We start from the raw sequence: 19,886 nt of genomic DNA, 5'->3' as shown, positions 1-19,886 counted from the left end.
AATCAGACTCCTTAGATTTTACCTACAAGGTCAAGTCCTGGTGTAAGTGTTTCTCCGCCTTCTTCCCATTTAGCTGGGCAAACTTCACCTGGGTTTTTACGTACATATTGTGCAGCTTTAATTTTATTTACAAGTGTGCTTGCATCGCGGCCGATACCACCAGCGTTGATTTCAACTGTTTGGATCACGCCATCTGGATCGATGATGAAAGTTCCGCGGTCAGCAAGACCTTCTTCTTCGTTTAATACTTCAAAGTTACGAGAGATTTTTTGAGATGGGTCACCAATCATTACGTACTCGATTGAGCTGATTGCTTCTGAATGATCGTGCCATGCTTTATGAGTGAAGTGAGTATCTGTAGAAACAGAGTATACTTCAACACCTAGGTCTTTTAATGTTGCGTATTCTTTTTGTAGGTCAGCTAATTCAGTTGGACATACAAAAGTGAAGTCTGCTGGATAGAAACAAACTACGCTCCATTTACCTTTCATGTTTTCTTCTGTTACTTCGATGAAATCACCGTTGTGGTAAGCTTGTGCTACGAATGGTTTTACTTCAGTACCGATTAATGACATATCAAAATTCCTCCTAGAAATTAATTTTAATCCTTCAAGATTATTATAACCTAAAAAATAAATTATAATAATTCTAATTCAATACTCATTATTATATAAAACATGTGATCTTGTCAAAGGAAAAGTGCTTTTATTGTTAAAAAATTTGTCTAATAACCACGATTCCTTGTCAAATCAAGGTTTATAAAAATTTTTCTTTCCTTATTTTTAACATACATGAACAAGTAATATCCAATATAAGGTTTCAAAAAAGTCAAAAACAAATTTGCTTTTTAAAATGTTTGTGACGAAATTTTAATGGTGCTATGAAAATAGAAGGGTATTTATTGAGAATTACGCTTCTTTACGCTCGAAAAACAACCTAATGCATCGCTAAAAATGAGGGAGTCCATTCATCTTTATTCACGTTATAATAGATAGGGGTGGTAACGTTCATGAAAGATATAACATTGAGTGCATTACTAGAGGTTATTGGAGACTTATTTTCAGATGAAATTTCAATCGCTGTTTCCAATACGAAAGAATACATTTATTATCGACCAAGCAAACGAGTTAATTTAAAAATTACGAAACATGATCCTATAAAAGAAGGAACTATTGCCTATCAAGCGATTATGAGTAAACAAAAGGTAGCTGAATTTATTCACCGCGATGTATTTGGTGTCCCTTATCACGGTGTCGCCGTACCCATTTGGAAAGAAGACGAAATTGAAGGCGTCGTGACCGCTATTTACCCAGCATTAGCAGACGGAAAATCGGTGGTGACGGTCAAAACAGCCGACGGTTGGATTCCTGTTCCATTCTCAGATGTGGTCTATGTCGAGTCAAAAGATAAGAAGACGTTTGTTCATTCAGATCGTATATCTGGAACACATAAATATTCTTTACAAGACTTTGAATCCTTACTCCCAAAGGATTTTTTCATTCGTTGTCATCGATCTTTTATTGTAAATGTGAATGAGATTAAAGCGATTTATCCAGATGCTCATTCAACCTTTTTATTGGCTATGAAAAATGGTGATCAGATACCGATTAGCCAGTCGTATTCAGGGTATTTCCGTAAGCTTCTTGGCTTCTAAATTTTCTGTTTGGTACGGAATAATCGCTGTTTTGTCTGAAAATTTCGTCTTGTGTACAGAAAAATCCAAGTCCGTGTGTTTAATGAGTAAAATGAAACTAACTATTCATTAAGCGAGGGATTATGATGGGAAACTACGAGGAACGCATTCGAAACGAACAATTACGAGATCGAGTTGTAACAGCTGAAGAAGCAGCTTCATGGATTGAAAATGGCATGACGCTTGGGCTAAGTGGTTTTACTCGTGCAGGTGATGTAAAGGCCGTGCCTTTCGCGCTCGTGAATCGCGTCAAGGACGAGGAGGATTTTAAAGTTAACGTTTATACGGGGGCATCATTAGGGTCTGACGTCGATAAATTGTTTGCTGAAGCAGGAATTTTAGATAAACGATTGCCGTTTCAGGCTGATCCAACGATGAGAAAAGGCATTAACAAAGGAGACTTCTTATTTGTTGATCAACATCTATCCCACACATCGGAGCTTATTCGAAGTAATGTAATGAACGTTGATGTGGCAATTTTGGAAGCGGTTTCTATAACGGAGGATGGCATGGTCATTCCAACTACTTCCATTGGAAACTCGCTATCATTTGCCCTTAATGCAAAATCGATTATTATCGAACTAAACATGTCACAATCTCTTCAGTTAGAAGGGTTACATGATCTATATGAACCAGGTAAACAAGGAGATCGTTTGCCTATTCCGTTAACCAAATCAAATGACCGCATTGGAACAATTGGAATTCCTGTTGATATGAATAAAATTAAAGGCATTGTATTTACGGATCAACTAGATTCTCCGTCCACAATTGTACCACCGGATGAAGATACGGCGATTATGGCAGGTCACCTCATTGATTTCCTTCGACATGAGGTGGAGGTAGGGCGTTTAACGAATAAGCTTGCTCCTCTGCAATCAGGAATCGGTTCCGTCGCAAATGCGGTATTGCACGGCATGCTGGACTCAGACTTTGAGGGGCTAGAGGTGTATTCAGAGGTTCTTCAAGATGCGGTATTTGATTTAATGGATGCAGGAAAAGTTGATTTTGCTTCTTGCTGCTCCATTACACTGTCAGAGGAAAAGATGAAAAATGTATTTGCAAACTTTGATCAATACCGTGATAAATTGCTAATGCGCCCTCAGGAAATTTCTAATCATCCAGAAATTATCCGCCGCTTGGGGTTAATCTCGATTAATACGGCGCTAGAGTTTGATATTTACGGAAATGTAAACTCTACGCATGTTCTTGGTTCCAAAATGATGAACGGAATTGGCGGGTCAGGGGACTTTGCACGAAATGCGCGCTTAGCGATCTTCGTTACGAAATCGATCGCAAAAGACGGGGCGATTTCTAGCATCGTTCCATTTGTTTCACACGTGGATCACACCGAACATGATGTAGACGTAGTCGTTACAGAACAAGGGTATGCGGATTTAAGGGGACTAGCACCGCGTGAGAGGGTAGAACTCATCATTCAAAACTGTGCACATCCAATGTATCGTAAGCAGCTTCTAGCTTATTATGAAGAAGCGAAAACAAGAGGAGGACAAACACCTCACATTTTGGAAAAAGCACTTTCTTGGCATATTAACTTTGCTGAAAACGGAACAATGCTAGAGAAGATAGAAGAGCTAGTATAAAAACAGATCGTATTATTAAAAGACTCTTTCATCATGAGGAAGAGTCTTTTTACGATGTTTCCCGTGAAACATTCAAAAGGAGTGAGAGGTGCGAAAACGTGTAAAACTCATTTCTATTTTTGAAAAAGTGTGATGTAATAGGTATAGAGCTCGTTTATGATCGTGTTCTAAGTAGCAAAAGAAGCGAGGAATGGAAGTTGAAAAAATTTAAGAAGTTTTACTTGGAGATTACGAGCATTTGTAATCTTGCATGTAGCTTTTGTCCCCCAACGGAGCGAGTGAAGCAGTTTATTTCACTAGAGGATTTCTCAAAACGTTTAGATGAAATTAAGCCATATACGGACTTTATTTATTTACATGTTAAAGGAGAACCGTTGCTTCATCCGAAAATTGATCAGCTATTAGATTTAAGTCATGAAAAAGGATTTAAGGTCAATATTACGACGAATGGTACCTTAATTAACAAGAATCGTCATAAATTATTAGATAAGCCAGCACTGAGACAAATGAACTTTTCACTTCATAGCTTTGATGGTCACGAAGGGTCTAAGGATAAAGAGGGCTATGTTAGAAGTATTTTAGCGTTCATTAAAGAAGCAACTGCACAATCAGATCTCATTGTGTCACTTCGATTGTGGAACCTTACACAAGATAACAAAACAAACCTTGAAATTGAGCGTAACCGCGCGATCCTACAAATTATTGAGGACGAATTTAATTTGGATTATCAAATTGAGGAAAAGCTTACGCCAGGTAGCGGTGTAAAAGTAGCAGAACGCGTGTTTATTAATCAAGATTATGAGTTCAAATGGCCAGCGCTTCATGAGGAAGAGGATGATGGAAAAGGCTTCTGTCATGGTCTTCGTAACCAAGCGGGTATTTTAGCAAATGGAGTCGTTATCCCTTGCTGCTTAGATGGTGAAGGCGTCGTAAATCTCGGTAATATTAACGATAAGCCGTTTTCTGAGATTATTGAAGGGGAACGCGCCACAAATATCGTGGATGGCTTCTCGCGCCGCGTTGCGGTAGAAGAATTATGTAGAAAATGTGGGTATCGACAACGTTTCGGTAAATAACAAAAAGCCCTTGCTTCAATACGAAGCAAGGGCTTTGCTCATTATACGAACAAGCTAAGAAGTAAGATAAATCCTAACCCAGCTACTGAAATGATTGTTTCAAGCAATGTCCAAGTAGAGAACGTTTCTTTCATTGTCAGACCAAAATATTCTTTGAACATCCAGAATCCTGCATCATTTACGTGGGAAGCGATTACACTACCTGCTCCAGTAGCTAGAACAACTAGCGCTAAGTTTGCATCAGTGTGTCCAAGTAGCGGGTTCACTAATCCAACTGTTGTTAGAGCTGCGACCGTTGCAGATCCTAAAGAGATACGTAGAATAGCAGCGATAGACCATGCAAGAATGATTGGTGATAGAGAAGATCCGTTAAATAGGTCTGCTACATAATTACCTACACCACCATCAATTAGTACCTGTTTGAAGGCACCGCCTCCACCGATAATTAAAAGCATCATACCGATTTGAGTAATAGCTGATACACAAGAGTCCATCACATTTTTAATTGGAATGTTGCGAGCTAATCCCATTGTGTAAATAGCCACTAATAAAGAGATAAGCATCGATGTAGATGCATCTCCAATGAAGCTAATTACGTGGAAGATCGTATGATCTTTTAATTCTAACGTTTCTTGAAGTAACTTAATAATCGTTGCAACAGACATTAAGATAACAGGAAGCATAGCTGTGAATACGCTAATTCCAAAACCAGGTGTTTCATCAAGGTTAAATTCTTTTTGTTTTCCGAGAGACGCAATGTCGCCTGTTTTGTTGAATGAAGCAGGTACAAGTTTTTTCGCAATTTTTGTGAATACTGGTCCAGCTAGGATCACAGTAGGGATTGCGATGATGAAACCATAAAGTAATACTTCACCGATATTTGCTCCGTACTCACCTGCAATAACAGTTGGTCCTGGATGCGGTGGTAAGAATCCGTGTGTAACAGATAATGCCGCAGCCATTGGAATACCAAGGTATAAAATTGAAACTTTTAGCTGTCTTGCGATTGCGAATACGATTGGGATTAATAGTACTAATCCAACTTCAAAGAATAAAGCGATTCCAATAATGAATGAAGCAGCTACTACAGCCCATTGGATGTTTTTCTCACCGAATTTTTTTACAAGTGTCATTGCGATACGCTGTGCACCGCCTGAGTCGGTAATTAATTTACCAAGCATAGCTCCAAGCCCAAATACAAGTGCTAAATGTCCGAGCGTTCCGCCTAAGCCAGTTTCAATCGTCTTAACGACATTTTCTAATGGAATCCCAAGGGCTAATGCAACCCCAAAGGATACAATAATTAAAGAGACAAATGTATTTAATTTGAAACCCATTATAAGAATTAATAGTGCAACGATGCCAATTGCTACAATTACTAATGGCATGATAATTCCCCCAATTCCTTATCTATCTTGTTGTAATCGTTCTCATTTTTGTTTGTTGTTGTCTGCACTGTTTGCTAATAGCTGTTGAGATATCCATAAGTCTTCTACTTTACCTTGAACATCGTCAAAGTTTCGGTGCAACGATTCAATCATTAGAGCGCGATCTTTTTTACGAATAGCTTCAATATATAATTCATGATTTGTAAAAATACGTTCAAAATCATCATATTTTTCTTCAAACCGCATCCTCATTGATAAGAGGATCAGGCTTTCCATCGTTGGCTTCAAGTTGTTCCAGATCATCATAATGTGCGAATGACCGATGGAACGAATAATCGTTTCGTGAAACAATACGTCTTGAAATGAAAATTCGTCTGCATCATGGTATTTGATGGCGATCTTCATCATTTCAAGAATTTTACTTAGCTCTTTTACGACTTGGTTGATATCTAGCTTAACGAGCCGTTCAAATACGAATGTTTCGATTAATAAGCGTACATCATAAATTTCTTCTATATCTTTTTCTGTTAAACCAATAACCACAGCACCCATTCGTTCGAGACGAATAATATTTTCAGATGCTAGAACCTTAAGTGCTTCACGAATAGGTGAACGACTAACAGCGAAATCGGCAGCTAATTTATTTTCAGATAAAATGGTACCGCTTTCAATCGTGCCAGAAATAATACGCATCCTTAATTCGTAAGCAACGCGATCACCGGTGGAAGCCTTTGTCAGCCACTTTGTAGGATATAAAAGATCCTCTGATTCACTCATCTATTCACCTTCCTTGCTGATCAAGTATACTTGTATACAAGTATTATAGTACATTATTACTGTTTTGAAAACGCTTTTAATTATTTTTTTCGAAAAAATTAATCAAAGGCTTGTTGTATAGGCTATGCAAGCCTCATTTAATCTAGAATAAAAACCATTTTCTCTACGCATTCTTGTAGAAAAAATGGTTTCTAGGTTTACTTGCTACGTAATGTACCGTCTTCCATGAAGACGACACGATCGCATAAATCGAGCATTCGCTCATCATGTGTCACCATAATGGCCGCCTTATCTCGTAGTTTGACCTCATCAGCGAGCATTTTAACAACGGATCGTCCACGCTCTGAATCTAAGCTTGCGGTAGGTTCATCTGCTAATAGAATCTCAGGGTCATTCATCCATGCTCTGGCAATCGCCACGCGCTGCTTTTCACCCCCTGATAAAGTGTCAGGATGATTGTGTGCGCGGTGTGTTAATCCAAGTCGTGCTAACAGTTTTTCCGCTCTTTTCGAAGCTTCACGTCCTCTTTGACCGGATAGTTCTGCTAATAATAAAAGCTGATCCTGAACCGTTAAATAAGGGATGAGATGGGCATTTTGAAAGACGAACCCAATCTTATTTAACCGAATGTGATTCATTTGAGTAGGGGATGCTTTTGTAATATCAATGCCGTCTAAAAGAATTTGTCCTTCAGTAGGTGATAAAAGGGCTCCAGCAATTGATAAGAACGTGCTTTTACCAGATCCAGAAGGTCCTACAACTGCAATTAGTTCACCTGCTTTTACATCTAGCGAAACATCCTTTAATACTTCTACCAACGTATCTCCATCTTGATATACTTTTCGAATGTGATTCAATCGTAATTTACTTTTCATTATGCAGCCCTCCCGATCGCATCAATTGCGTCTACCTTTGTTACTCGATACAGCGATAGTAATGATCCAATAATTGAGACAACAATGAACAGGGCAGAGCAACCACCAACAAGAAACGGGCTAAGTTCAAACGGCATCGTACTCGGCAATATCGCAGCTAACCCATAGGCGATCACAATTGCGAGTAATAAGCTGACCACTGTTAAAAATAGCATTTGAGTCAAAATAGATCGTGTTAAATAACGGGAAGTAGCGCCAATTGCTTTTAGCACGCCAAACTGGTTGGATTTTTGAATGGTAATAACATAGAAAAATACTGCCAAAACGAAGGTTGCAATAACAAATAAAAAGATGATCATCATGACAAGGGATCCTTGTTCTTCCTTATAACCTGGTATCCCTTTTAGTACGTCATTTTTCGTCACCAACTCGACACCAGACAGAGAATCCTCGAACTTCGCAGCTGAGGATTTGCTTCCGCTAAAAGCCAGTGCATTAAATTGATTTTTCAACTCTGATGGTTGGATTTCAGCCCATTCGCGTTTGTTTATATGAATGACAGGAGTGTGGCTGAATGATTGTTTTTTTGTAAAACCGATAATTGTAAAAGCTTTGTTCGTGCCTTTGATCTGAAGCTGATCACCGAGATGAAATCCGTTCTCCTTTAAGGATTCGTTCACAACGACGTTTTGTGTTGTTCGATTATCTAACTTCTTTCCTTCTACAACCGTTGGATTTAAATTACGGTTCGCATCAACTGCAAAGAACGTCACGTCAATTTGTTTCTCTGCATTTACTTTCGTAATGGTGCTCATTTGAACGCCCAGTGGTGTCATTTTTTTTGTGGATTCATGCTTTTGAATCTCATGAATTGTATCTGCTGATAACATCGATCGGTTAATACGACCTTCTGCGTCTTTTTGGACAACTAGATAATCCGCTTTAAGATTTTGAATTGAAGCAGCGTTATCTGAAGACAATCCTTTAGCCAATCCAGAAACAAAAAGCACTAGAAGGGCAATTAACATCATAATGGAACCTATTAAAAGGTAGCGTAGCTTTGCATGTTTTAGCTCACGTATGGCAAGAAACATTATCATCAACTCCATTCATCGTATTGTTTCTATGAATAGAATAAGAATGAAATATGAATGGAGCGTGAACGGGAAATGACAAATGAATAATTAGCGTTTTGCGAAGGTCACGATAAAAGTCGTCCCTTTACCTAACTCGCTTTTTACATCAATGGTTCCTTCGTGTAAATCAATGATCTTTTTCACAATGGCTAGACCTAAACCACTGCTTGCTTCCTTGCGATCTCTTGCTTTATCTGCTTTATAGAAACGTTCAAAAATATGCTCAATCTGAGAGGGGGCAATGCCTATTCCGGTATCAGAAATGGTGACCATACAATCAGTGTCACGTGTACGAATCGATACGGAGATCGTTCCCCCTGGCTCTGTAAACTTAATGCTATTGGTAATAAGATTTGTCCATACCTGATGAAGAAGATTTTCATCAGCAAAGACAAATGTGCTTGGAAGCTCCATATCTACAGCAATATCTTTTTCACGCCAATGCCATTCGGTCATCATGAGTACTTGCTTTAGTTGGTTTGAAAGATCGAACGTTGTCTTTGTTAAGAGCCCATCTTCCTTATCAAGCGAAGCAAGAGTTAACAACTGTTTGCTAAGCTGCGACATGCGCTTACTTTCTTGTTCAATAATCTCTAAATATCGTCTTCGTTCTCCCTCAGGTAACGAGGGAGATTGCAAGGTTTGAGAAAATCCTTGTATAGATGATAGAGGTGATTGAATTTCATGTGAGACGTTTGAAACAAATTCCTGCCGGCTCGCTTCTACCTGTTCAAGTCCTTTCGCCATTTGTGAGAAGTGACTAGCTAGTCTACCAATTTCATCGCGTCTATTGACGTTTAATTGTAGGTTATAGTCGCCTTTAGAGAGCCTTTTCGTTGCGTCCGTTAGTCTTGTAATTGGTTTTACAATGTAACGCGTACTAATAATGACGAGTAGTACACTAATGAAAAAAGTAAGAACGAGTAACACGGCTAAAAAGATACGTAGCTCACCGATTTGAAGTTCTGTGTCAGGGCGTAAAAATAAAGCATATTTCTTACCGTTGGCTGTAATAGGAACACCAACGGTATTTCGGAGATCATTTTCGAAAAAACCTGTAATGAATACCTTTGAGGGATAGTCTTTAATTCCGTGATACGTATTCCCTGCCAACACAGATTGAATGGTCCCAGTTTTTAATGTGTTTTTGCGAAATTTGTTTCCAAAAAACATGTTTTTTTCCTGTTCATCGACTAAATAGAGTTGATAGCCTAAATGACCAACGCTCGTTAAATAGGCATTGATATTGTCTTCCGCGTTATGTTCATAAAAATCTTTGATATCGTTCGCCATCTTCATTAGCTTCTGGTCATTTACAGGCTTTAATTTGAACTGGTAATAGGCATTGGAGAGAAAAAAGGCGAAAAAACTACTTAAGATCATCACGAAAATGGTTGTGAGGAAGATACGTAAATAAAGAGTTCTCACAGTTTAGAAACCTCCAATTTATAGCCAACGCCTCGTACCGTCTGGATCTGGAAGTCATCTGTATGGTTTGCAAATCGCTCCCTTAGACGTTTAATATGTACATCAATCGTACGATCATCACCATCAAAATCGGCACCCCAAACGAGCTGAATTAATTCCTCTCTTGAAAAGGCGCGACTTGGAAAACTAGCAAGCTGTGCGAGCAGTTCAAATTCACGCATTGGCAGCATAATCGTTTTTCCTTTTACCTGAACCTCATAGCTTCTCCGGTCAATAATGGTTTGGTTTAACAAGATTTTTTCTGAACTCACCATTTGATAGCGGCGTAGTAATGCTTTGATTCGAAAGAGGAGCTCGCGAGGCTCAAATGGCTTTGTGACGTAATCATCTGTTCCGACTGTAAAACCACGTTCTTTATCTATAAGCTGATCTTTGGCAGTTAGAAGGACGATAGGAAAATCATAGTAGCGACGAATTTCCTCACATAACTGAAAACCATCTTTATTAGGCATCATCACATCGACAATCGCTAACTGAACTTGGCGTTGTTCTAAAATTTGTAAGGCCTCGACTCCATCTGATGCCTCTAACACGACGTATCCTTCGGTTTGAAGGTAATGGCGGAGCAGTTCCCGAATATGTATATCATCATCTGCTATTAGGATATGAATCATTTTTAACATCACCTCAAAAAATACAGCCAGCGTATACTAGCTTTTTCTCTATTCTAAAGTGCTTTTAATAGAAAAGAAAGAAGCACCGGGATTCCGATGCTTCCTTTTGTTCGTCGGTTCGCTTAGCGTATGATGGAGATGTTAGACATGAAAAATCCAAACAACAATTGGACCCAGTATCGACCCTAAAATCGCACTTAACGTCATCGAGACAGAGCTCATAGATACTGTTAGCTCTCCGTATTCTAGCGCCTTTGATGTTCCTAAAGCATGTGAGGCGCTGCCAAGAGCAATTCCTTTTCCAAGTGAGCTGTGAATACGGAGCCATTTTAAGACAATTGGACCCAGTATCACACCAGAAAAACCTGCGATCATGACAAATACAATGGTCATGGAAGGAATTCCACCTAACCCAGAAGCAATTTGGATGGCGACAGGAGTTGTAATGGATTTTGGAACAATTGATAAAATAAGATTCCGATCGACGCCAAATATTTCTGCGAAAACGAGTCCACTAATCATGCCGCAAAAAAGACCAACAATGACTCCACCTAAAATCGGAAAGCTGTATTTTAAAAGAATGTGTCGCTGTTTATAAAGAGGATAAGCAAGAGCAACAACGGCAGGTCCTAGCAGGGAATTGATCCACTTTCCACCACTCATATATTCCTCGTAAGGTATATGAAGCGCGACGAGGATGACGATCATAAGAATGGTAGTGGTTAAAACGGGAATAAAAATAGGATACGAAAAGCGCACGTATAGTTTCGCCATTAATAAGTAGGCGATAACCGTGAGCACAATCATAGCGATTGCGAAGATTGCTTGTTGCATGCTTTTTCCTCCTTTCGTCTATTTGCTTTTTGCTCTAAGAATTGACTAACAAAGCCTGCCACAATCATTGTTAGAATCGTACTTGCAATAATGATAAAAAACAAAATCGCCCCGTTTAGTGAAAAAAGGGACGGATACTTCATAATCCCTGTAATTGCAGGTATAAATAAAAGAGGAAGAAAGGCTAATAAAAAGCTTGATCCATCTTCAATTATTTTCACTGGAATTACTTTGCATAGTAATAGAATAAAAAGCAATAAAAGACCAATGATACTCCCTGGAATCGGAAGATGTGAGATTTGATGAACGTATTCACCAACAAAGGAGAACACATATAAAATCATAATTTGAATGATAATCCGAATAATCTTAATCAAGAATATCGTTCCTCTCTATTTAACGCACCAAAATAATTGCATACTACAAATATATAGTTGTATTATACAACTATGTCTGGTATTGTCAACGAGCAGGACGTAACGAGGAGTGAATAAAATCGATGAAAAAAAGTTCAATTGAACAAATTGAATATGAGTTAACGACTTTCATCAGAAGAGCCGTTTACTTAGATACATCTGATCGTAAAATTGGTCATCTTGAACGAGCACCTTATTTGCTGTTAAGGGAGCTAGATGAAGTGGGAGCTACACGAGTAAAAGAGCTAGCAGCATCTTTTAAACTGGATATTTCCACTCTTTCACGTCAAGCTGCAGCGCTAGAGGAAAGGAAGCTCATTACACGATCTTCAGATCCTACTGATCGACGCGTCAGTTTACTAATGATTACGGAAAAAGGAAAAGAAGCATTGGAGAAGGACAAAAAGTTACGAATTGAACGATATGAGAGCATGCTTCAAGGCTGGTCAGAAGAAGATAAAGAGACATTTGGTATACTCATTAGTCGGATGAATGATGTTTTTATTGAATAAAAAAAGGGGCTCCTTTATGAGAGAAGCCCCTTTTGAAATTGTTTCGGAGTTGTTTGCGTTACTTTTTTAAATACCTTTGTGAAATGACTTTGATCGTGAAAATTTAGAAGGGAAGCGATCTCCATGATCGGTCGGTGTGTATATGTTATGAGTGTTTTTGCTTCCTCGCATAGCCCCAAAGAGCAAGCTGAAGCGTTAACGCATCCGAAAAATCCTTTGGGTCATAGCCTGTTTCTCGTTTGATTTTATCTAATCGATAGATAAGCGTATTGCGATGAATAAACAGCGACTCAGCCGTTTGTTGGATATTTAAGTTTTGTTTGAAAAATTCATCTAGCGTTTTTTCATACTTTAACACGATATCGTTCATCGTTCGTTCTAAAAAGCGTTCGAGCCAAAGGGGTTCCATTTTATAGAGAAGGGATTTCGCCTCAAGCTTGGCAAAGGAAATAAAGTCTTGTGTTTCGTCACTAATTTCTAATGATAATTCGCAGTCTGTAAAAGCTTGATGAAATTGTCGCATGGACTCAAAAGGTGTGCTGAAAGCAAAGCGGAAGGTTAAGCCTATTTTTGTTAATTCACGGTACAGCTTTTGTTGCTTGAGAGCTGTTTTTTCGTTTGACCATCCTGAAGAAGCAATAAAAATTCGGTTCACGTTAATAAAGCCAATCAGAACGTTAGAATCTTCAAGAATGTCTTCAATTCGGTGAATAAGCTGTTGATTGGTCAAACTTCGATTTGTCATTTGAACGATGTGAACAGAGAACGGAGGTAAAAGGACGAGTTGAAGAAGATTTAATCCTCTTTCAATTGTTGAATAAGAGGGAGATAGCTTTAGTAGCTCTTCAATAACCATTTCCTTTGTTCGTTGCTTCCACTCGAATTGAGAAGCGATAAAGCGTTGCTCAATCATGAGTTCCGTCGTCATTTTTACAAGTCCACCTAACTCTTCCACATCGCGAGGCTCACCCGTAATCCCAATAACACCAACGATACGTTTTTGAAAAACGATAGGAAGATTGATTCCTGGCTCCGATCCTTTCCATTGGCCTTTTTCTCTTGAAGAAATAATCAATGTTTGACCGCTTTTTACAACGTGAAGAGCACCTTCGTGAATGCTATCAATTCTTGATGAATTTCCAGAAGCTATGATGATTCCCTGCTCGTCCATGATATTAATATTTCGATTTAGTCGTAATGATGTTTCATTCACGATTGCTTCAGCAATTTCCTTTGATAACATCGTTTTTCCTCCTTTTTTAGTTAATGAATACAAAAAATATGGTTTAAATCGATATTTTTTCAGTTAAAACAGCCGATGTTTTATACATTTCAGTTTAGTATAATTAAAACAAATATGAAAGCGTTTTCTTTGTGAGGTGTATTTTATGAAGATTGTCATCGCTACGGATTCATTTAAGGGGAGCATTAGTGCAGTAGAAGCTACAAAAGCAATCGAACAGGGAATTAAAAAATCCTTTCCAAAGGCTAGAACATATCGTGTGCCAATGGCTGATGGAGGAGAGGGAACATTAGATACCCTTGTTGCAGCTACAAACGGAAAGAAGGTTCCTGTCATCGTAAAGGGACCTTTAGGAGGCGAAGTAGAGGCTGAATATGGTGTGCTAGGAAACGGTGTGACGTGTGTCATTGAAATGGCCAAAGCATCAGGGCTAATTTTGGTTCCATCACATCAGTTAAATCCTCTTGAAGCAACGACATTTGGAACAGGTCAGCTCATTAAGCAAGCATTAGACGATGGCTATACATCCTTCGTGTTAGCTATTGGTGGGTCGGCTACGAATGACGGTGGAGCTGGAATGCTTCAAGCGTTGGGGTTAAAGCTTTTAGATCGAGATGGAAACGAGCTTCACTTTGGTGGTGCTGCACTTCAAAAACTTCATTCAATTGATTTTTCAGCTTTCGATGAACGCATTCAAGGTTGTCAGTTTCTTTTAGCCTCTGATGTGGAAAACCCTCTCGTAGGTCCAAATGGTGCTTCCTATGTATTTGGCCCGCAAAAGGGTGCAACAGCTGAACAAGTTGCTTTGCTCGATAATTGTGTTCTACATTGGGCTAATAAAGTGGAGGAAGCAACGGGTGTTCATCTTCATACGTTACCAGGTGCAGGGGCGGCTGGAGGAATTGGGGGAGCTTTTCAAGCCTTTTTCCCGTCTAAAACGATGCGAGGAATTGACGTTGTAATAGAACATACCGGGCTTAAAACGATCCTAGAAGGGGCGGATCTTGTGATTACGGGCGAAGGGCAAGTGGACTTTCAAACGGCTTCAGGGAAAACCCCTATGGGCGTAGCCCAAGCGGCACAGAATCAAGGCATAAATTCAATTATTTTAGCAGGGTCTGTTGGAGTAGGAATCGACGCTTTGTATCAATATGGTGTGATTAGTGTCCACAGTATTGTTAATCGTCCGATGACTTTAAGTGAAGCGATGGAGAACGCAGCAGAGTTACTAGAACAAAGCGCCGAACAAGTGGCAAGAACGTATTTTTATCATCAAAAAGCCGAAGAAAGTAGGTAGAGAAAGATGAAAATTAAGCAAGCCATTGAAAAAGTACCAGGTGGTCTTATGGTTGTTCCGCTTATGCTAGGAGCTTTGCTGAATACGGTGGATCAGCTACATATTCCGGTAATTATGGACGGGTTAAAGTCATTAGGCGTAGCACAAACGCCAGAAGGTAATTACGAGTTTTTGCGTATCGGTGGGTTTTCAGAAGCTCTTTTTAAAAACGGCGCACTCGTGTTAATTGCACTTTTTCTCTTCTGTGCAGGAAGTCAGATGAACTTAAGGGTAGGAGGAGCGGCATTAAAAAAAGGGGTGCTTTTAACGACCTCAAAATACCTGACAGGGCTCGGAATCGGTGTGTTATTCGGCATTTTGTTTGACCCTATGCACGGTGTATTTGGTCTCTCCACCATTGCTATTATCGCTGCGATGACGAATGGAAACGGGGGCATGTATGCCGCACTAACTGGTCAGTACGGTAATCGGTCAGACGTCGGGGCTGTAGCCGTTTTATCCCTAAATGATGGCCCGTTCTTTACTCTTATGTCTCTTGGGCTGTTAGGATCAAAATTCCCAGTCATTGCGTTCATTGCGGTATTATTACCGATTGCATTGGGGATGATTTTAGGAAATTTAGACCCAGAGATTCGTGACTTCTTAAAACCAGGAGAAATTCTGCCCGTACCGTTCTTTGCATTTGCACTAGGAGCAGGAATGAATTTCGCTAATTTCTTTAATCCGTCCGTTGTTGCGGCTGGATTAACGTTAGGTTTCTTAACGACGATTTTAACAGGGTTCACAGGAATTCTCGTCTTTAAGCTTTTCAGAGAAAAGAGCGTCATTGCGCCAGTGGCTGAAGCCTCAACAGCAGGAAATGCAGTTGGAACACCAGCGGCCATTGCCGCAGCAGCAAGCGTGGCCGCAAGTTCAGGAATGATGACAAAAGCGGAGGCCGCGAGCTATGCGGAAATTGCTAACATTGCGACGGCCCAAATTTCAATAGCCGTATTAACGACCGCTATTCTATGTCCGATTGTCGTCATTTTAGTCGATAAGTATCAGCGAAAAAGAGGAATTGACGGTAAAAAAGAGAAAGGGTCCTTTACGACTCATCCACAAACCTCAACAGTGACGAAATCATAGAAAGAGGGAGATATAGTTGGAAACTACCTTACTATACGGAAAAGAAGGCTTGACGATACAAGTTCCGAATCATTCGTTTATTACTGAACCACCACATATGTCTGGTGTTCCAGATGAAAGAAAAGCAGTTCAAGAAGCGTTGCGAGATCCGATTGGAACCTTGCCACTTCGTGAAATGGTGAAGTCATCTGATCAAGTAGCGATTGTAATAAGTGATATTACACGTCCAACACCCAATCACTTATTGGTTCCACTCCTGATTGAAGAGCTTCACCACGTCCCACTAGAGAATTTTGTCATCATTAATGGAACAGGCACACATCGTGATCAAACAAGAGAAGAATTCGTTCAAATGCTTGGTGAATGGGTCGTTGAGAACATACGTATTGTAAACAACCAGTGTCATAATGACGAACAGCTTGTCAAAGTAGGCGAAAGCACATTCGGCTGCGATGTGTATTTAAACAAAGATTACGTGGAATCAGACTTCCGAATTGTGACAGGTTTTATTGAACCTCATTTCTTTGCAGGGTTTTCGGGTGGACCTAAAGGAATTATGCCTGGAATTGCAGGAATTGAAACCATTATGACTTTTCACAATGCACGTATGATTGGAGATTCTAAATCAACGTGGGGGAATATGGTGAACAATCCTGTCCAAGATATGACGCGCGAAATTAACAGGATGTGCACCCCAGATTTTATGCTAAATGTCACATTGAATCGAGACAAGGAAATTACCGCCGTATTCGCAGGAGAATTATATGAAGCTCATGACCGGGGCTGTGAATTTGTGAAGGAACACGCCATGATTCGCTGTGAAGAACGCTTTGATGTCGTGATTACATCCAACTCAGGCTATCCGCTTGATCAAAACCTTTATCAGGCGGTAAAAGGAATGAGCGCGGCCCATAAAATTGTGAAAAAAGGTGGGACGATTATTATTGCATCGGAATGCTCGGACGGCCTCCCAAGCCACGGGAATTATGCGAGAATCTTTGAATTCGCGAAGACCCCCGAGGAATTACTGGCACTAATTGAAGATCCTAGCTTTAAAATGTTTGATCAATGGCAGGTACAAAAACAAGCGGTCACTCAAGTATGGGCAGACGTTTATGTACATTCGAAATTAACCGATGAGCAGGTCGAAGGAGCTATGCTGAAGCCCAGTCATAACATTGAAAAAACGTTAGAAGAGCTGAAAGCTAAATATGGTGAGAACATGTCAGTCGCTGTTCTTCCCCTCGGCCCTTTAACGATTCCTTACGTCGAAGAATAAAAATAAGCAGTTCTTCAGTCTACTTTAGGACTGGGGAGCTGCTTTTTTATTTCGCTGTCGAATGGCCCCTTCCTTGGAGCATGCATTCTAAAGCAAGTAGAAGAATTTAAATCATCATGATCTTGAGCCGATGTAATAGGTATGAAGCCAGGCTGTGATCTGTAAAAGGTTAAATTTTCTAAAAAAGGAATTAACTATTGTAACAGAAAATGGCTTGTAATATATTAAACAAAAGATCGTTAGAACGCGAACAAAGGGAGTACGCTCACATGAAATCAATTACGAAAATCTATCGGCGAAAATGGTTTTTGCTCTTTGGTTTTGTCATTATTATTAAATTGCTACTTGAGTTAGGCTATTATTATTTGGAATCATTCCAGATCGTTCCGAAACTATTACTAGACGTTACGATTTTAGTAGGAATTATGGCCATTCCGATCTTTATGCAGCGTGATATGCACAAAACAAATATCGAGCTACAGGCCAACAAACAAAAGCTGAAGAATATTTTTGACACGCTCGATGTAGCGGTTTGGTCACATGACTTAAAGACGGACCATCTTTTAATTACATCTGGTATTCAAAAGCTTTATGATTATTCATTGAATGAGTTTTATGAGGATAAGCTGCTGTGGAAAAAAGTCATTCACCCAGAAGACCTTTCCATTATTAACGAACGAGAGAAGCTTCTTGCAAGAGGGGAATCTGTGATTAGTATTTACCGGATTCAACGAAAAGATGGTGAAGTAAGGTGGATTCAGGACCGCGGCATCCCGACATTGGACGAAAATGGACAGTTTATTGATTTTACGAGCGTTTTATTTGATATTACAGATCGAAAAGAAAGCGAAGAACGTTATCGAAGCCTAGTAGAAATGTCTCCAGATATGATTGCAGTCGTGAGCAAAGGAAAGATTGACTATGCAAACGGGGCAGGGTGCGAGTTCGCTGGTATTTCAAATCCTCAGGAATTGATCGGACAACCTCTTGAAAATATCTTTCCTGAAGAAGTGCTGAATGAGCTTCGAATAATAGAGAAAAATTCAAATAGCGGTGTATGCAAAAGCTTTGAATTTCAGCTGACTGCTCCAGACGGAATAAAAAGAGATCTAGAAATGTCAGCTGTCCCAACATTATACGAAGGACGATTAGCTAAACAAATTATTGTTCATGACATTACAGATCAGAAAAGGGCCAAGCAAACGATTGAGTTCATGGCTTATTACGATGCGCTTACAGGTCTTCCAAACCGTTATATGTTTCGGAAGTACTTAAACGATATGCTAAATAAATCAGAGGCGCAGACACTAGCGGTGCTATTCCTAGATCTAGACCGCTTTAAAGTTATTAACGACACGAAAGGTCATAGCATTGGGGATCAACTACTAAAAAAGGTCGCTAACCGGTTACAGAGAAGAGTTCAACAGATGGGAATGGTTGCACGTCTAGGTGGAGATGAGTTTATCATCCTATTAGAAGATACAGATCACATTAAAACGAAGGATCTCGCTAGACAATTAATCAATGAATTTGCCCCACCTTTAGAGCTGAACGGACAGGAGTATTTTATCACTCCTAGTATTGGCATTAGCATGTATCCAGAAGATGGTGAGGATGAGGAAACGCTCATTCGACAGGCAGATACAGCAATGTATTTAGCAAAAGATCGAGGGAAAAACAACTTTCAATTTTACCATCCGCAGTTGAACAGTCTTTCACTACGAAAAATGGAGCTTGAAACGGCCTTGCGTAAAGCAATCGAGCAAGAGAGCTTTATGATTCACTATCAGCCTCAGGTGGATTTAAAAACAGGAATGATTGTGGGAGTTGAGGCTTTGTTGCGCTGGGTTCATCCTACGCATGGATTTATCTCGCCAGGTGAATTTATTCCATTAGCTGAGGAGACAGGATTAATTGTTCCGCTTGGAAAGTGGGTTCTACAAGAGGCATGCAGGCAAAATAAGCAGTGGAGAGATGCCGGTTTATCTGATATTCCAATCTCGATTAACATTTCAGTGCGTCAAATGCAGGAAGAAGATTTTATCGAGTGCGTAGAGCGAGTTGTTCAAGAGCTAGGGATTATTCCTTCTTGTGTAGAGCTAGAAATTACGGAGAGTATTATTCAAAATATTGACGAATCCCTCCTTATTTTAAATCAATTAAAAGAACTGGGATTTAAGTTATCCATTGATGATTTTGGAACAGGGTATTCATCGCTTAGTTATTTAAAGCACCTACCTATCGATAAAATTAAAATTGATAAGTCGTTTGTGGATGATATTGTCGAGGATTCTAACGGAGGAGCGATCGTGAAAACCATTATTGATATGGGAACCAATCTTAATTTCACGGTGATTGCCGAAGGAATTGAGACAGAAGACCAGCAGCAATTTTTAATTCAGAACGGCTGTGAGCTTGGTCAAGGATATTTATTTAGCCGACCGCTTCCATTACAGGAAGTAAAGGAGCTTCTGCGACAAGGGATTGTCCGTAGAGAAATCATTCAGTAAGATAAAACATGAGGCAGCG

At 39.6% G+C, this 19,886-nt stretch carries 18 protein-coding genes and 1 pseudogene; 8 read left to right on the top strand and 11 right to left on the bottom strand.

The genetic code is table 11. From position 1 onward, the window contains the following. Positions 1-11: 11 nt before the first annotated feature. Positions 12-575, bottom strand: a complete 564-nt coding sequence (gene ahpC, locus IE339_RS23405; protein ID WP_242172491.1) for an alkyl hydroperoxide reductase subunit C — start codon at positions 573-575, stop codon at positions 12-14. Between the two features lie 434 nt (positions 576-1,009). Here ahpC and IE339_RS23400 point away from each other — a divergent pair, with 434 nt between their 5' ends. From IE339_RS23400 to IE339_RS23390, 3 genes are all read left to right on the top strand, one after another. Next, positions 1,010-1,654 (top strand): LytTR family DNA-binding domain-containing protein, encoded by a 645-nt coding sequence (locus IE339_RS23400; RefSeq protein WP_242172489.1) that lies wholly within the window; start codon positions 1,010-1,012, stop codon positions 1,652-1,654. Between the two features lie 125 nt (positions 1,655-1,779). Next, positions 1,780-3,294, top strand: a complete 1,515-nt coding sequence (locus IE339_RS23395) for a succinyl-CoA:acetate CoA-transferase ScpC (RefSeq protein WP_242176294.1) — start codon at positions 1,780-1,782, stop codon at positions 3,292-3,294. Positions 3,295-3,491: 197 nt separating this feature from the next. Continuing rightward, on the top strand, positions 3,492-4,370 hold the full coding sequence (locus IE339_RS23390; RefSeq protein WP_242172486.1) for a radical SAM/SPASM domain-containing protein: 879 nt from the start codon (positions 3,492-3,494) through the stop codon (positions 4,368-4,370). A gap of 41 nt (positions 4,371-4,411) precedes the next feature. Here IE339_RS23390 and IE339_RS23385 read toward each other — a convergent pair whose 3' ends face one another. From IE339_RS23385 to IE339_RS23350, 8 genes are all read right to left on the bottom strand, one after another. Further along, the gene (locus IE339_RS23385; RefSeq protein ID WP_242172485.1) at positions 4,412-5,758 is read right to left on the bottom strand and encodes a GntP family permease; all 1,347 of its coding nucleotides are present in this window, start codon (positions 5,756-5,758) and stop codon (positions 4,412-4,414) included. Between the two features lie 42 nt (positions 5,759-5,800). Further along, on the bottom strand, positions 5,801-6,535 hold the full coding sequence (locus IE339_RS23380; RefSeq protein WP_242172483.1) for a GntR family transcriptional regulator: 735 nt from the start codon (positions 6,533-6,535) through the stop codon (positions 5,801-5,803). A gap of 197 nt (positions 6,536-6,732) precedes the next feature. Beyond that, entirely contained in the window at positions 6,733-7,410 is a 678-nt protein-coding gene (locus tag IE339_RS23375; protein WP_242172481.1) for an ABC transporter ATP-binding protein, read from the bottom strand. Then, complete coding sequence (locus IE339_RS23370) at positions 7,410-8,504, bottom strand: ABC transporter permease (RefSeq protein ID WP_242172479.1); 1,095 nt, start codon at positions 8,502-8,504, stop codon at positions 7,410-7,412. Before IE339_RS23370 ends, IE339_RS23375 begins: the two co-directional genes overlap by 1 nt. 90 nt (positions 8,505-8,594) lie before the next feature. Further along, positions 8,595-9,974, bottom strand: coding sequence for a sensor histidine kinase (locus tag IE339_RS23365; protein ID WP_242172475.1), 1,380 nt, complete (start codon positions 9,972-9,974; stop codon positions 8,595-8,597). Further along, a complete protein-coding gene (locus IE339_RS23360) occupies positions 9,971-10,648 on the bottom strand; it encodes a response regulator transcription factor (protein ID WP_242172473.1) in 678 nt (225 codons plus the stop codon). Before IE339_RS23360 ends, IE339_RS23365 begins: the two co-directional genes overlap by 4 nt. Positions 10,649-10,789: 141 nt before the next feature. Further along, entirely contained in the window at positions 10,790-11,482 is a 693-nt protein-coding gene (locus IE339_RS23355; protein ID WP_242172471.1) for an LrgB family protein, read from the bottom strand. Continuing rightward, positions 11,452-11,856, bottom strand: a complete 405-nt coding sequence (locus tag IE339_RS23350) for a CidA/LrgA family holin-like protein (RefSeq protein ID WP_242176293.1) — start codon at positions 11,854-11,856, stop codon at positions 11,452-11,454. The genes IE339_RS23355 and IE339_RS23350 overlap by 31 nt, the downstream gene beginning before the upstream one ends. A 125-nt stretch (positions 11,857-11,981) precedes the next feature. Here IE339_RS23350 and IE339_RS23345 point away from each other — a divergent pair, with 125 nt between their 5' ends. Beyond that, a complete protein-coding gene (locus IE339_RS23345; RefSeq protein WP_242172469.1) occupies positions 11,982-12,410 on the top strand; it encodes a MarR family winged helix-turn-helix transcriptional regulator in 429 nt (142 codons plus the stop codon). A 14-nt stretch (positions 12,411-12,424) separates the two neighbouring features. Here the strand turns inward: IE339_RS23345 and IE339_RS23340 are convergent. Further along, positions 12,425-12,577 (bottom strand): annotated as a pseudogene (locus IE339_RS23340) (helix-turn-helix domain-containing protein); the annotation flags it as partial. Continuing rightward, complete coding sequence (locus IE339_RS23335; RefSeq protein WP_242172467.1) at positions 12,556-13,653, bottom strand: CdaR family transcriptional regulator; 1,098 nt, start codon at positions 13,651-13,653, stop codon at positions 12,556-12,558. The gene IE339_RS23335 and the pseudogene IE339_RS23340, both read right to left, overlap by 22 nt. A 145-nt stretch (positions 13,654-13,798) precedes the next feature. Between IE339_RS23335 and IE339_RS23330 the strand changes: the two genes are divergently transcribed. The 4 genes from IE339_RS23330 to IE339_RS23315 all read left to right on the top strand — a co-directional run bounded on the left by IE339_RS23330 (position 13,799) and on the right by IE339_RS23315 (position 19,867). Continuing rightward, complete coding sequence (locus IE339_RS23330) at positions 13,799-14,950, top strand: glycerate kinase (protein WP_242172465.1); 1,152 nt, start codon at positions 13,799-13,801, stop codon at positions 14,948-14,950. Between the two features lie 6 nt (positions 14,951-14,956). Next, complete coding sequence (locus IE339_RS23325) at positions 14,957-16,078, top strand: 2-keto-3-deoxygluconate permease (protein WP_242172463.1); 1,122 nt, start codon at positions 14,957-14,959, stop codon at positions 16,076-16,078. A gap of 16 nt (positions 16,079-16,094) precedes the next feature. Continuing rightward, entirely contained in the window at positions 16,095-17,357 is a 1,263-nt protein-coding gene (gene larA / locus IE339_RS23320; RefSeq protein WP_242172461.1) for a nickel-dependent lactate racemase, read from the top strand. A gap of 269 nt (positions 17,358-17,626) precedes the next feature. Beyond that, on the top strand, positions 17,627-19,867 hold the full coding sequence (locus tag IE339_RS23315; RefSeq protein WP_242172459.1) for a sensor domain-containing protein: 2,241 nt from the start codon (positions 17,627-17,629) through the stop codon (positions 19,865-19,867). Positions 19,868-19,886: the final 19 nt, after the last annotated feature.

Source organism: Priestia koreensis, from assembly GCF_022646885.1.
Taxonomy (GTDB): Bacteria; Bacillota; Bacilli; order Bacillales; family Bacillaceae_H; genus Bacillus_AG; species Bacillus_AG koreensis_A.
Note: the sequence above shows the minus strand (reverse complement) of the source record. Positions and strands in the feature narration are given on the sequence as shown.